Raw genomic sequence first — 13,776 nt, 5'->3', positions numbered from 1 at the left:
TCGCGTCGGCGGACAGGTCCGCCGTCTTGCCGAGCAGGAACACCTCGACGTAGCCGCCCCGGTTGTGGAGGTGTCGGGCGATCACCATCCCGTCGCCGCCGTTGTTTCCCTTTCCGCAGACGACCGCGACCGACGCCTCCTGCGGCGCTCCCACCTTCTCCTCGAGGATGCGGAAGATCCGGTCGGTGCACGACCGGCCCGCGTTCTCCATCAGCACGAGGGAAGGGATCCCGTACGTGTGGATCGTCACCCGATCCAGTTCGGCCATCTGCCGGGCCGTCGCGACCTTCATCCCTTGTCCCCCGTCTTCTCCATGATGACGAACGCCACCGCCTTGCCGCCGTCGTGCGTGATGGACACGTGGACCGCTTCCGCCCCCCGCTGTTTCATCCAGCGGACCGCCTGCCCGTGGAGGTGGACGACCGGCTTCCCGAAGGGGCCGCGGACCGTTTCGACGTCCCTCCAGAGGATCCCCTGGGACTTGCCGGTCCCCAGCGCCTTCATCACCGCTTCCTTCACCGCGAACCGGCCCGCCAGCCGGTCCGCCGGGTTCCCGCTCCCGGCCGCGTAGGCCGCCTCGGCCTCCGTGAAGACCCGCCGGAGGAACCGTTTCCCGAACCGATCGACCAGCTTCGCGATCCGGGCGACGTCCACGATGTCCACGCCGATTCCCGCGATCATACCCGTCCCCTCACGACCCGTGGATCAGCTCCGCGATCTCACGGATCGCCGCGGGCAGCCCGATGAATACCGCCCGGGCAATGATGCTGTGCCCGATGTTGAATTCCTCTATCTGTTGGATGGACAGGACCGGGACGATGTTGCGGACGTCGAGCCCGTGCCCGGCGAACACCTTCAAGCCCGCAGAGGCGGCGTACGCGGCGGCAGCCCGGATCTTCGAGAGCTCCGCCTGGAACGTTCCGGAAAGGAACGCCTCGCAATACGTCCCCGTGTGGATCTCGATCGCGTCGGCCCCGGCCTGACGAGAAGCCCTCACCTGCGGAAGGTCCGGGTCGATGAACATGCTGACGAGGATGCCCGCCTCCTTCAACCGGGCCGCGGCCTGCAGCAGCGCGTCCCGGTGGCCGAGTACGTCCAGCCCCCCCTCGGTGGTCACCTCCTCGCGCTTTTCGGGAACCAGCGTGGCGGAGTACGGCCGGAGGGCGCAGGCGATCCGGATCATCTCGTCCGTGGCCGCCATCTCCAGGTTGATCCGGGTGGCGACAACCGATTTCAGGACCTCGAGGTCGCGGTCCTGGATGTGCCGACGGTCTTCCCGCAGGTGGACCGTGATCCCGTCCGCCCCCGAAAGCTCCGCGATCCCCGCCGCCGTCGCCGGCTCCGGTACCCGTCCCCGCCGCGCCTGCCGCAGCGTGGCCACGTGGTCGATGTTCACCCCGAGGCGCTTGCCCATGCCTATCGGCCCTCTTCCTTCGCCTTTTCGCCCAGCGCCTTCACGATCTCCTCGACCTCCGCCCGGTTCTCGCCTTCGACCATGATCCGAAGGAGCGGCTCCGTCCCGCTGTACCGCACGACGATCCGCCCGCGGCTCCCCAGCGCCTTCTCGAATTCGGCCTGCGCCTTCCGGAACCCCTTCATCGACTCGAGCGGGACCCGGTGCTTCATCCGGACGTTGTGGAGCAGCTGCGGGAAGACGACCAGCTCGGTGCCCAGCGCGGACGCCTTCGTCCCGGATTCGACCATGACGGCCAGGAACTGGAGCGCGGCGAGCACGCCGTCCCCGGTGGTGGCGTGGTCGAGGAAGATCAGGTGACCCGACTGCTCCCCGCCGAAGTTGTAGCCGCCCGCGCGCATCGCCTCCACGACGTACCGGTCTCCGACCGGCGCGCGGACCAGCTTGATCTTCCGATCCTTCAGATACAGCTCGAGCCCGAGGTTGCTCATCACGGTGGCCACCACCGTGCTCCGCGCGAGCGTCTTCTTCCGCGCGAGCTCCGCCGCGCACACGGCCATGATCCGGTCGCCGTCCAGGACGTCGCCTTTCTGGTCCACCAGGATCACCCGGTCGGCGTCGCCGTCGAGGGAGATGCCGAGGTCCGCCCTCGACTCCCGGACCTTCGCGGAGACCACCTCCGGGTAGAGCGACCCGCACTGCTCGTTGATGTTCAGCCCGTTCGGTGAGGCGCCGATCGTGACGACCTCCGCGCCGAGCTCGGAAAACACCTGCGGGGCGATCCGGTACGCCGCGCCGTGCGCGCAATCGACCACAATGCGCATCCCTTCGAGGGAGAGGCGGGCGGGGAAGGTGCTCTTCAGGTAGACGATGTAGCGTCCCGTGGCGTCGTCGATCCGGTGCGCGCGGCCGATTTCGGGGGATGGAGGGCGGTGCTCCTTCAGGTGCTCGCCGAACATCAGCCCTTCCATCCGAGACTCCACGTCGTCGGGGAGCTTGAATCCGTCGCGGCCGAAGAACTTGATCCCGTTGTCCTGGTACGGGTTGTGGGAGGCGGAGATCACCACGCCGGCGTCGGCGCGCATCGACCGGGTCAGGAAGGCGATTCCGGGAGTGGGCATCGGCCCCACGAGCAGGACGTCTCCGCCCATCGCGCAGATCCCGGCGGAAAGCGCCGTCTCGAACATGTACCCGGAGAGGCGGGTGTCCTTGCCGATCACGACCTTGTGCCGCCCCCCGCTGCGGTTCCGGAAAATGTGGGCCGCCGCCTGGCCGAGGGCGGTGGCGGTCTCCACCGTCATCGGGTCCGTGTTGGCGACTCCCCGCACCCCGTCGGTGCCGAACAGCTTCCTGGGCACGTCCCCTCCCCCCTTACCTGCGGAACTGGATCCTCACGCGAACGTTCGGATTTCCGACGATCTTAGCATGCGCTTCGCGCGTTTCCACCCGTGCGATCGCGCTGTACACGCCTTCCGACCGGTCCGGAACGACCTCCTCCGTGTAGACCACCGGCATGCGGGTAAACTCCTCCGGGAGCGCCTCGATCTCCACCGACGGCGGATCGACCTCCACCTTCGCGATGCGACGGCGGACCGCGGCCCCTCCGGCGATCCGGGCGGAGACCGGGACCGCCCTCCGTTCCGTCCGCTCGAGAACGACCTCGATCGTCGACGGGAAGATCCGCTGGATCTTGATCCCCGGCGGCGCCTTCACCGACCGGTCGTCGAGCGTCACCGTCTGGCGCCCCGGTCTCCCGTTCGCCAGCTCCACGCCGACGGAGAGGTCGGACGCCTTGAGCGCGGAGAGCAGGGAAGAAGGACCTGAGAGCCTCACCTCGACCTGCCGCTCCACCTTGTTGCTCACGGTCATCCCCTTCGGCAGCTCGCGGATCTCGAGCGGAACGTTCATCCCGACCAGCACCTTCGTCTCCCCCGCGACGAACCACCAGGCGGCGACGGAAAGGGCGAGCGCCAGGAACTTGAGCCCGAGGTTCCGGCGGGTGAATCCGCGGAGCATCCCCAGGAGATCAGGCGCCTTCACCGGAATCCCCTTTCCGGAAGAGCAGCGGCGTCAGGATCTCCCGCAGCTCGTCCGCGGTCTCCACCTTCTTCGCGGTCCGGTCCTGGAACACGGTGACATTTCCGGTCTCCTCGGAGACCACCACCCCCGCCGCGTCCGTCTCGGTCGCGACGCCGAATGCCGCCCGGTGGCGGGTCCCCATCCCGCGGGTGTCGGCCGACTCCGCCGGGATCGGCAGAATCACCCCCGCCGCCGCGATCCGGTTCCCCCGGAGCACCGCCGCCCCGTCGTGGATCGGCGATCCCGGCGAAAAGATCGCCGCCGCCAGCTCGTGCGAGAAGAGCGCGTCGATCTTCTTCCCGTGCTCGACGAACTCCTCGAGACCCATCTCCCGCTCCAGGAGCAGGATGGCCCCGGTCCGCTCCCGCGCCAGCAGGAACGCGGATCGGGCGATCTCCTCCGCGACGTCCGGATCCCCGGCGTGCCCCCGTCCCCCCATCGGCCTCCACTGCCCGATCTTTGCGAGTCCCCGGCGGATCTCGTTGTGGAAGACCACCACCAGAACGACGAGCACATTGCCCAGGAAGTTGCCGACCAGCCACTGGAAGGTGACCATCCCCGCCTTCTTCGAAACGACGTAGAGCGCCATCAGGATCAGCAGCCCGATGAGCATCTGGACGGCGCGCGTCCCGCGGATGAACAGGAGCACCCAGTAGACGATGAAGGCGACCAGCAGGATGTCCAGGACATCCACCGCCCGGATGGAGAGGATCCCTTCCATCATTCCCTAGCTCCCCGGAGCGCCGCCGCCACCAGTACCACGTCCCGCATCTCCTTCACGTCGTGCACGCGCACGATGTGCGCGCCGTTCATCACCGCGATCGAGACCGACGCCGCGGTCCCGAAAACCCGTTCCCCCGGCGGCGCGCCCGTGACGTCCCCGATGAACCGTTTCCGCGACGGCCCGAACACGATCGGGCGGTCGAGGACCGAAAGATTCCGGACATCGTGCAAGGCCAGGTTGTCCGGGAGCCGCTTCCCGAAACCGATCCCCGGATCGATCAGGATCCTTTCCCGGTCGATCCCCGCAGCGACCGCCGTTTCGATCCTCTCGGCCAGCTCGGCGACGATCTCGTCGAACAGCGACTCGTAGCGGGGAGCGCGCTGCATCGTCTCGGGGGTTCCCCGGCGGTGCATCAGCACCACGGCGCACCCCGAATCGCGGATCACTTCCGCCATCTCCGGGTCGTCGGCCAGGGCGCTGGTATCGTTGACGATCCGGGCGCCGGCGGCGATCGCCGCCCGGGCCACCGCCGCCTTGGTCGTGTCGATCGATATCACCGCGCCGGTCCTGCCCCGAAGCGATTCGAGGACGGGAAGAACGCGGCGGATCTCCACTTCCATCGGCACCGGCGTCGATCCCGGCCGGGTGGACTCCCCGCCGACGTCTATGATCGCCGCCCCCTGCCGTTCCATCTCCAGCGCGCGGGCGACCGCGTCCCCGGTCGATCGGTACGACCCGCCGTCGGAGAAGGAATCCGGAGTAACGTTCAGGATCCCCATGACGAGCGGAAGGCCGGATAGATCGAGCGCGCCGCCGGGGATCGGAACGGAGAATCGTCTCAATGGCGTACCCGGGGTCGGTTTCCCCGGCGCGGTCAGGCCGGGGAGCCGGCCGGTTCGGGCGACCCTTCGGGGCCTCCCGGCGCGATGCCCCCGTCGATGATCCGCTTGATCTCGGCGCCGTCGACCACTTCCTTCTCCAGAAGGGCCTTCGCGACGGCGTGGAGGATCTCCAGGTGGTTCCGGAGCAGCGAGTTCGCACGCTCGTAGCAGGAGGTGACGATCCCGCGGACCTCCTGGTCGATGTCCCTCGCGGTGGCCTCGCTGTAATCCTGGTGCCGGGTGAAGTCCCGGCCGAGGAAGATCGCCTCCTGTTTCTGCCCGAAGGTGACCGGCCCCAGCTTGTCGCTCATCCCCCACTCGCAGACCATCTTCCGCGCGAGCGCCGTGGCCCGCTCGAGGTCGTTCCCCGCGCCCGTGGTCAGCTCTCCCCGTACCAGCTCCTCGGCGACCCGGCCGCCCATGAGGATGGTGATGTTGCTCTTCAGGAAATCCTGCGAGTACGTGTGGCGCTCGTCGATCGGAAGCTGCTGCGTGATCCCCAGGGCCATCCCCCTCGGGATGATGCTCACCTTGTGGATCGGATCGGCGCCGGGCGTCAGCGTCGCGACGATCGCGTGTCCCGCCTCGTGGTACGCCGTCGACTTCTTCTCCTCGTCGCTGATGATCATCGAGCGCCGTTCCCGCCCCATCATCACCTTGTCCTTGGCCATCTCGAAGCAGTCCATCGTGACCTTGGCGAGATTGGTGCTGGCCGCGTGGAGCGCCGCCTCGTTGGCGAGGTTCGCCAGGTCCGCGCCGGTGAACCCCGGGGTCCCCTTCGCCAGCACCTCGAGGTTCACGACCTTGTCGAGCGGGATCTTCCGGGTGTGCACGCCCAGGATCTGCTCGCGCCCCTTCACGTCGGGCTTGGGGACGACCACCTGCCGGTCGAACCGCCCCGGCCGCATCAGCGCCGGGTCGAGGACGTCGGGCCGGTTGGTCGCCGCGATGAGGATCAGCCCTTCGTTCGACTCGAATCCGTCCATCTCCACGAGGAGCTGGTTCAGCGTCTGCTCCCGTTCGTCGTGCCCGCCGCCCAAGCCCGCCCCGCGGTGCCGGCCGACCGCGTCGAACTCGTCGATGAAGATGATGCAGGGGGCGGACTTCTTCCCCTGGATGAACAGGTCGCGCACCCGCGCGGCGCCCACGCCGACGAACATCTCCACGAAGTCGGAGCCGCTGATCGAGAAGAACGGCACGCCCGCCTCGCCCGCGATCGCCCGCGCCAGCAACGTTTTTCCGGTCCCCGGCGAGCCGACGAGAAGCACCCCCTTCGGGATGCGCCCGCCGAGCTTGGTGAACCGCTTGGGATCCTTGAGGAAGGCGATGATCTCCTGCAACTCCTCCTTGGCCTCCTCGATGCCGGCGACGTCGGCGAAGGTGACCTTGTTCCCCGATTCGGTCAGGAGCTTCGCCCGGCTCTTGCCGAACGACATCGCCTTGCCTCCTCCCGCCTGCATCTGGCGCATGAAGAAGATCCACACGCCGATCAACAGGAGCATCGGCAGCCAGGAGACGAGCAGCGACATGTACCACGGGTTGTCGTCCAGAGGCCTCGCGGTGATCTGCACGTTCTTTCCGCGGAGCGTCTTGACCAGGTCGGGATCGTCCGGCGCGAAGGTGTGGAACGACTTCTTGTCCTTGCCCGCGGACTCGACGTACTTTCCCGTGATCTCCTGCCCCTTGATGGTGACCTCCTTCACCTTTCCGGCGTCCACGGACTGGATGAAGGCGGAGAAGGAAACCTCCTCGAGTTCGACCTTCTGGGCCTTGAAGGTGTTGAAGAGGAAGACCATCGCCAGGGCGATGAGCATCCAGATGGCGAGATTCCTATAGAACTGGTTCAAGTGGGATCGTCTCCTGTTGATAAGTGGAAAAACACCTCATATTAACACAGGGGAATACCTTGTCTATTTCGGGGGCGACAACTTCAGGAGGACCGTCTTTCGCGTGCGTGCCGTCACGGGAGCGTGTGCGGACCGGACCACGCCGGGGATCCAGAGGAGGGTCCCTTCGGCGTCGCACACCGCCGGGCGACCCCACCGTTCCCCGCGCGGAATCTTCCGGTCGATCAGGACCTCCTTGACCTTCTTCTCTGAAGCCAGGCCGAACGGCCGGATCCGGTCTCCGGCCGTCAGCGGACGGAGCGCAAGGGGCAGTTTCAGGACCGCCGCGTCGAACAGTTCGGCGTTGCCCCTCGCGGCGACCCGCTTCGCCAGGGCCGGAGCAAGCTTCCCCCGTGCTTCCACGACGAGCCCCCCCCCGCCGTCCTTCCGGACGGAGGGCATTCCATTTTCCCGGCCGGGTTTTCCGTGATGGACGAACATCGTCTCCCCATATCGGTTGGAAAGCTCCCAACCTTTCCCGATCTTGACCCGGGCCGATGGGCCGCCGTCGCGGATCGATCGATCCATCGCCATCAACAGCCGTTCGTTCGGCGACAGCCCGAGCCGGTCGAACCCGATGTTCTGCAGGATCCGGATCCGGAGAACCGATGGGAGGTCGGAAAATGGAATCCGCCTCAAAGTGATGGAACCGGAGCCGCGACCGGACTTCACGTTCCGCCGGATCCATTTGCGCGCCTCGGTTTCGAGGTAATCATCGATCTCCCGGAATCGCTCGCCGAGCGTGAAGATCCGCTTACGGACCGATTTGCCGTAACGTTTTTCCAGCAAGGGGAGGAGGACATGCCGGACCCAGTTCCGCTCGAACCGGGTATCGAAGTTCGATTTGTCGGTCCGGCACGGAATCATGTGCCTCTTCAAGTATTTCAGGATATCTTCCCGCCATTCATCGAGAATCGGTCTAACGATCCCGTCCTCTGATTTCCGTGGGATTCCTTTCAGACCCCCGATCCCCGCTCCTTCGAAGAACCGCATCAGGACGGTTTCCACCTGGTCGTCGGCGGTGTGCGCCAGGGCGATCCTTCCGGAGCCGGTTTTGGCCGCCAGCCGACGCAGGAATTCGTGCCGCTCGATCCTGGCTTCCTTTTCAAACCCAGGGGATGCGGGATTCCTTTTCCTCCCCTTTCCGATTGCGTGCTCCAGCCGAAGCGATTCGGCGATCCTCTCCACGAACTCCTGGTCCCTCTCCGAATCCCGGCCCCGCGCCCCGTGATTGAGGTGCCCTACCACGATTCGGTCCTTTTTTCCCGACAGAAGTCGATGGAGCAGATACATCGAATCCGGTCCGCCCGACACCGCCGCGACAATCACAGGCTCTAACCTCATAACATCCCCTTTTTATACAAATATATCTCCCAATGGAGAAAATATTTCCCCCATATATTCCTCCCCGGGGATGTAAGAATTGAATCCTATGTTATTCAAATAGTTACGGTTCCCATATCCGTGCGCTGGGTTGGCATAAAGAATGCGTACGATTCAATCGTAGAAGGAACGCATCCCGGACGCAAGGAGAGCAAACCATGAAAAAATTATTGGCGCAAGGAACGGTACTTTGCTGCCTCTTGGCATTAGCCGCCCCGGCCTGGTCCCTCGCGATCACCGATGTGGGGAGCATCGACACCTTGCTCGCGTCGACGAAACTCTCCGACAGCGGCGACACGGAGGAACGCACATGGGCGGAAGGAGTTCTCGGTCTCGATCTGACGTTGACTTTCAAGTACGACACGACCGGCAGTGGATGGTCGCCGGTGGAAGGCTACGAACCTGGCGTGTACGCGCATTCGCTGTTGGGCGCTCCGGAATATTTCCTTATTAAAACCGGGAACGTTACGGATGGAGACGTTAAAAGGAACTGGCTGTTCCGCAACCTCGACGAATCCTCTTTCGCGGTCATTGACCTGGAGGCCATGGGATTCAAGAGAATTTCAAACGTCGGCGGCATCAGCCATATAACCCAGTTCGACGGCAGCACCAAGGTTCCCGAGCCGGGGACGCTGATCCTGCTGGGCAGCGGATTGATCGGGCTTGCCGCTTGGGGAAGAAAAACGATCCGGATGTAACTTTCCCCGCATGGATTTTCCCGAATCGGGGGGGCGGTCGGCTCCGGCCGCCCCTTTCCTTTTCCTCACGATGCGTGCCCGCGAAGTTCTCATTTCAAGGATTCGAGCGTCTTCCTCGCCTCTTCCGCGCCGAAGAACATCGGATCCATCGTGAGTGCGGTTTTCAACTCCGCCGCCGCCTCGCGGTTCTTCCCCTTCTTCGCCAATACCATTCCATGGTGATACCGGATCGAGGCGTTCTCCTTCACCTTCCCCGCGGCGTCCGCGATCAGCGGGTAGGCCGATTCGACGAGCCCCTTCCTGAAATAGACCCAACCCAGCGTGTCGGCGATGCTCGGGTCTTCCGGCGCCGCTTCCCGCGCGATCTGGGCGAATTTCAGCGCCTCGTCCAGGTTTCCTCCCGAATCCGCGAGGTTCGACGCCAGGTTGTTCGCTGCCAGCGGATTTCGAGGCGACAGCGAAAGGACTTTCCGGTACTCCTTGTTCGCCTCGTCCAGCTTTCCCTGCGAATTGAGCACCATTCCGAGAAGGGCGTGGGCGCCGACGTTCCTGTCGTTCTGCGCGATGACCTTCGACAGGCGCTTCGCCGCCTCGGAAAACTTCTCCTGCGACGCGTACATCACCGCGAGCTGGTAATACGGCGGTGTGAAGTCGGGCGCAAACTCGATGCATTTCAGGAAGGCGGCTTCCGCCTCCGCCTTGTTCCCGGCGGCGAGCTGGAACCGTCCCGTCATGTCCCACAGGATCGGGTTCTTCGGTTCCCTCGCCATCCGGTCGTCCAGGACTCTCTTTGCCTTCGCCGTGTCTTTCGCCGCGGCCAACGCGAACACATATTCGTTGAACCCGGATAGATCCTTCGGGCTGCGCTCCGCCGCCTGCGCGAAGAAGCCGGCCGCTTCGGCCGGCTTGCGCTGCAGCTTTCGCGAAAGCCCCATCTTCATGTACCCGACCGGACTCTTCGGAAGCTGCTTGATCATCGACTGATAGATCTGCTCGGCCTTCCTCCATTCCTTGCGCGCCAGGTACGAATCGGCCAGGAGCATCGAGGCCAGTCCGTTCGAGCCGTTTTGCCGAAGTACCTCGAGGGCCGCTTTTTCCGCCGCCTCGGGTGAACCCGAGCGCAATGCGATCTCTCCGAGGAGCAGCCGGAAACGGGCGTTGGAGGGCTCCAGTTTCACCGCCTCCTCCAATTCTTTCCGGCCCATTTCGATGCGTCCCTGCCGGATCTCGGTAAGCCCGTTGTAGAACCGGGCGCGCGCCATTCCGGCATCCTGGCTCACGACATCGCCGAACAGCCCCTTGGCGTCGTCCAGCCGATTTTCCGCCAGCGCGATTCTTCCCTTCAGATATTTCCCGTCCAGGTCCTTGCCGTTTTCCTTGAGGATCCCATCGACGATCGGCTTGGCTTCCTCCATCCTTCCGGTTTCGAGCTTGATCTCCGCCAGCACCTTGCGCGCCTTCTGCGAGTTCAACTCCCGGATCACCGCGTCCAGCTCCTTCTCTCCGTCCTCCCTCCTTCCATGTATAAGATGGTTCTCCGCCAGCGCGATCCGCAAGGTTTCCTTCTCCCTCGAGAGTCCGATCGCCTTTCGGTATTCCTTCTCCCCTTCTTCCCGTTCCCCGGTGCCGAACAGGAAATTGCCCCGGGCAACGAGGGCGTCCACGGAATTCGGATCGGCCCCCAGGGCCTTTTCGTACCACTCCTTCGCGTTCCCGGGGTCGCGCTTCGCAAGATACAGGTTCCCGATCGTCAGGTACGTGCGAATCCGCTTCGGGTCGAGCTCCACGGCTTTCTTCAGCTTCAGGATCCCTTCGTCCACTTTTCCCGATCGGACCGCAAGCCCGGACAACAGGATGTATCCTTCCGGATCCAGCGGGCGGCTCTTCACCAGGTTGTCGGCGATCCGCATGGCCTCCGCCTGTTTTCCGGCCACCACGTACAGCTCCCCGAGCTTGCCCATCGCTTCGAAGTTCCCGGGGTCGAGCTCCAGCGTCTTCTGAAGCTCAACGAACGCGGTCCGCACGTCCCTCGCGTCGAGAGACGCCTTCGCCAGCTTCCAGTGGGCCATCGGATCTTTCGGCACCGCTTTCACGGCGTTTTTGTATTCGATGATCGCTTCCTTGAACTTCTCCTCCTTCGCGTATTCGTCACCCCTTTTCAAATGCTTCGCCAATTTGCCTTCCGGGGAACGATCGCACGAGGTGAAGAGAAGCGCGGTCACCGCCCAGCCGACAATCAATCCCCGCGAATGAATCATGTTCGCCCCCAATCAATAGGAATAAGCATTATTTACACACTGTTTGCCGATCATATTTCCACTTATGGGTATTTATTTTCCGTGCAAGAAATCAATGCCACATCCTTCCCTTGCATCTGTTTATTTTTGCAACGATTTTTCATAACTTGTTTATCGGCAATTAGGTCCAAAACTTGCTGAAGCAATTATGGAGCCTTTGCATATACGGCGTCCATAACATGCGGCTCCACCGGGGATCGGTATGGCACCCTTCGATATCACAGGCCTTCCTCGATGCACGATCGATTTCCCGCTGGAAATCACGCATGAGGAAATATCGTCGCTCGCCACTCCCGTGAACACCCTCCTGAAAAGTTCCTGCCTCCTGGGAACGTCGTTCGAACTGGAAACCACATTCGAATCCGTTTTCGACATCGCGGAGGAAATCGCGGGCATCGAGGCGTGCGGTTTCCTGGTCGCCCCCGAGGATGCGCCCGGGACGTGGGAGCTCCGGGTGAATCGCCGTGTCGATCCGTTTCCGCCGACGGAGCGAGTGCCCCATATCGCGGCCCCCGCGGCGATCGCCGCCCGTTTCGGGAAAACGGTGTTGCTCGACATCGATCGCGACGCCTGGTTCCGGCCGATCTGCGACACGTGGGGTTCGAGCTCCCTTCTGGCCTTCCCCCTTCGGCGCGACCGCGACGTGGTCGGCACGCTCGTGTTCGGCAAGCGCGATTCGCATCCGTTCTCGACGATACAGGTGAAGCTGCTGTGGGCGCTCTCCATGCAGGCGGAAAACCTTCTCCATCGCAGCGATTCGATGAAAGCCCTATCCTACTACTCTTTTCTCGATCCGCTAACCCACCTCTACAATCGCAGGTATTTCGACAACCAGCTGGAAAAGGAGATTCTGCGTTCGCGACGCAACGGGGATTCGTTCAGCCTCCTCACCCTCGACCTGGACGGCTTCAAGGCGTACAACCACCGGTTCAGGCCGTCCGCCGGGGATATCGCCCTGCAGGAGTTCGCGGGAATCCTGGCGGGTTGCGTGCGGGAGGTCGATACGGTGGCGCGGCTCGGTGGAGACGAATTCGCCATCATCCTCCTGGACGGAAACACCGAAGGTGCGCAGACGCTCGCCTCCCGGATCATCCAGAGGTTCAAGCGCCACCTCCTGCCGGGCGAGGAGAATACCCGGAACGAGCGGTTGTCCGTCAGCGTCGGAATCGCTTCGTTTCCGTCCGACTCGTTCGACCGCGCCGACCTGCTGACCAAGGTCGACCGGGCGCAGCACGCCGCCAAGGCCCAGGGGGGCGGCCGCGCGTGCTGTTTCCACGAGACGTGCGATTCCGCGCCCGTGAAAAACACCCTCCAGGACCTTCCCGTCCGGAAGATCTACGACGCGAGCCGCTCCGTGGTGGACATGGACAAATTCCTGGAGATCCTGCTGTTCACCGGGATGCAGGGCCTCTCGGCGGGCCGCGGTTCCATCGTCGTGAAAGGCGCCGATGGGGACTATTCGCTTTGCGCCGCCATCGGGTTCAGCCGCCGCGAGGAACACGTCGCGGCGTCCGGAGGTTTCCGCCCCGGCCCCATCACCCACTGGGTCGTGGATCACCAGATCCCGCTGGTGGTATCCAAGGCGGAAGATTCGCCGATCGGGACTCCGTTCACGAAGAACGGATACCAGACGGAATCGTTCCTTTCCATCCCCCTCACCCACCGCGGGCAAACGCTCGGCGCGCTCCACCTGACGAACCGCAAGGACCACAAGCCGTTCACCCACGACGACCTGAAGACGTTCGCCCCCATCTCGGGAGAGATCGCCGCGATCCTGGCGCAAGGGATGGATTTCCGGGAAAATGTCCGGACGTTCTCCCTTTCCATCCTATCCTCCCTGTCGGGAGCGCTCGAGCTTCGATTCCCGTTTCTTTCCGGGCACGCGGGAAGGGTTCGCGACCTGTCGATCCGGATCGGGGAGCGGATGGGGATCGGAGGCGCCGAGCTCGCCTCTTTAAGCCACGCCGCCGAGCTGCACGACGTGGGAATCGTAGGGATTCCGGGAAACCTGCTCTCCAAGAAACGTCGGCTGAACGACCACGAAACGGATCTGGTACGGAAGCACCCGTTCCTCGGCGCGAAAATGCTGGAAGGCGTCCCGGGCATGGAAGCGGCCCGACGTGCGATCCTGGAGCACCATGAGCATTTCGACGGGTCGGGATATCCGTACGGTCTCCGGGGCGCGGACATTTCGATCCCGGCGCGAATCCTTTCCGTGGCGGAGTTCTACGACTCCGTCGTATCCGATCGCCCGCACCGCACGGCCATCGCCCCCGAAGAGGCGGCGCGCCTCATCCGGGACGGAGCCACCACCATGTTCGATCCCGAGGTCGCCGTCGCCTTTCTCGAACTGCCTCCGCTCTCACGCCACCCTTCGGACAACCCGAACTGATGCCACATAAAATCCCAACATC

12 protein-coding genes are annotated in these 13,776 nt (G+C 64.0%); 2 read left to right on the top strand and 10 right to left on the bottom strand.

The features are described 5' to 3' along the window. The 9 genes from HZB86_01290 to tilS form a co-directional block, all read right to left on the bottom strand. Nucleotides 1-292 (bottom strand): bifunctional ADP-dependent NAD(P)H-hydrate dehydratase/NAD(P)H-hydrate epimerase (locus HZB86_01290; GenBank protein MBI5904183.1); only part of this gene is annotated, 292 nt, incomplete at its 3' end. Further along, complete coding sequence (locus tag HZB86_01285) at nucleotides 289-681, bottom strand: holo-ACP synthase (protein MBI5904182.1); 393 nt, start codon at nucleotides 679-681, stop codon at nucleotides 289-291. The genes HZB86_01290 and HZB86_01285, both read right to left, overlap by 4 nt. Nucleotides 682-691: 10 nt before the next feature. Beyond that, the gene (locus tag HZB86_01280) at nucleotides 692-1,414 is read right to left on the bottom strand and encodes a pyridoxine 5'-phosphate synthase (GenBank protein MBI5904181.1); all 723 of its coding nucleotides are present in this window, start codon (nucleotides 1,412-1,414) and stop codon (nucleotides 692-694) included. A 2-nt stretch (nucleotides 1,415-1,416) separates the two neighbouring features. Beyond that, a complete protein-coding gene (locus tag HZB86_01275) occupies nucleotides 1,417-2,772 on the bottom strand; it encodes a phosphoglucosamine mutase (GenBank protein MBI5904180.1) in 1,356 nt (451 codons plus the stop codon). A 13-nt stretch (nucleotides 2,773-2,785) separates the two neighbouring features. Continuing rightward, nucleotides 2,786-3,454, bottom strand: a complete 669-nt coding sequence (locus HZB86_01270) for a YbbR-like domain-containing protein (GenBank protein MBI5904179.1) — start codon at nucleotides 3,452-3,454, stop codon at nucleotides 2,786-2,788. After that, nucleotides 3,441-4,217, bottom strand: coding sequence for a TIGR00159 family protein (locus HZB86_01265; protein ID MBI5904178.1), 777 nt, complete (start codon nucleotides 4,215-4,217; stop codon nucleotides 3,441-3,443). The genes HZB86_01270 and HZB86_01265 overlap by 14 nt, the downstream gene beginning before the upstream one ends. Continuing rightward, entirely contained in the window at nucleotides 4,214-4,996 is a 783-nt protein-coding gene (gene folP / locus HZB86_01260; protein MBI5904177.1) for a dihydropteroate synthase, read from the bottom strand. Before folP ends, HZB86_01265 begins: the two co-directional genes overlap by 4 nt. A 95-nt stretch (nucleotides 4,997-5,091) precedes the next feature. After that, nucleotides 5,092-6,945, bottom strand: coding sequence for an ATP-dependent metallopeptidase FtsH/Yme1/Tma family protein (locus HZB86_01255; GenBank protein MBI5904176.1), 1,854 nt, complete (start codon nucleotides 6,943-6,945; stop codon nucleotides 5,092-5,094). A 63-nt stretch (nucleotides 6,946-7,008) separates the two neighbouring features. Next, on the bottom strand, nucleotides 7,009-8,277 hold the full coding sequence (gene tilS / locus HZB86_01250) for a tRNA lysidine(34) synthetase TilS (GenBank protein MBI5904175.1): 1,269 nt from the start codon (nucleotides 8,275-8,277) through the stop codon (nucleotides 7,009-7,011). Between the two features lie 248 nt (nucleotides 8,278-8,525). On the opposite strand from tilS, the gene HZB86_01245 reads away from it, so the two are divergent. After that, nucleotides 8,526-9,065 (top strand): PEP-CTERM sorting domain-containing protein, encoded by a 540-nt coding sequence (locus HZB86_01245; protein MBI5904174.1) that lies wholly within the window; start codon nucleotides 8,526-8,528, stop codon nucleotides 9,063-9,065. Nucleotides 9,066-9,154: 89 nt separating this feature from the next. Here the strand turns inward: HZB86_01245 and HZB86_01240 are convergent, their stop codons facing one another. Further along, nucleotides 9,155-11,239 (bottom strand): tetratricopeptide repeat protein, encoded by a 2,085-nt coding sequence (locus tag HZB86_01240; protein ID MBI5904173.1) that lies wholly within the window; start codon nucleotides 11,237-11,239, stop codon nucleotides 9,155-9,157. Nucleotides 11,240-11,564: 325 nt separating this feature from the next. On the opposite strand from HZB86_01240, the gene HZB86_01235 reads away from it, so the two are divergent. Then, nucleotides 11,565-13,754: a diguanylate cyclase gene (locus HZB86_01235; GenBank protein ID MBI5904172.1), complete on the top strand. Its 2,190-nt coding sequence runs from the start codon at nucleotides 11,565-11,567 to the stop codon at nucleotides 13,752-13,754. The last annotated feature ends 22 nt before the right edge of the window (nucleotides 13,755-13,776 follow it).

This window comes from Deltaproteobacteria bacterium (assembly GCA_016234845.1).
Lineage (GTDB): Bacteria > Desulfobacterota > Deferrimicrobia > Deferrimicrobiales > Deferrimicrobiaceae > JACRNP01.
This window is presented reverse-complemented; position numbering and strand designations above follow the sequence as displayed.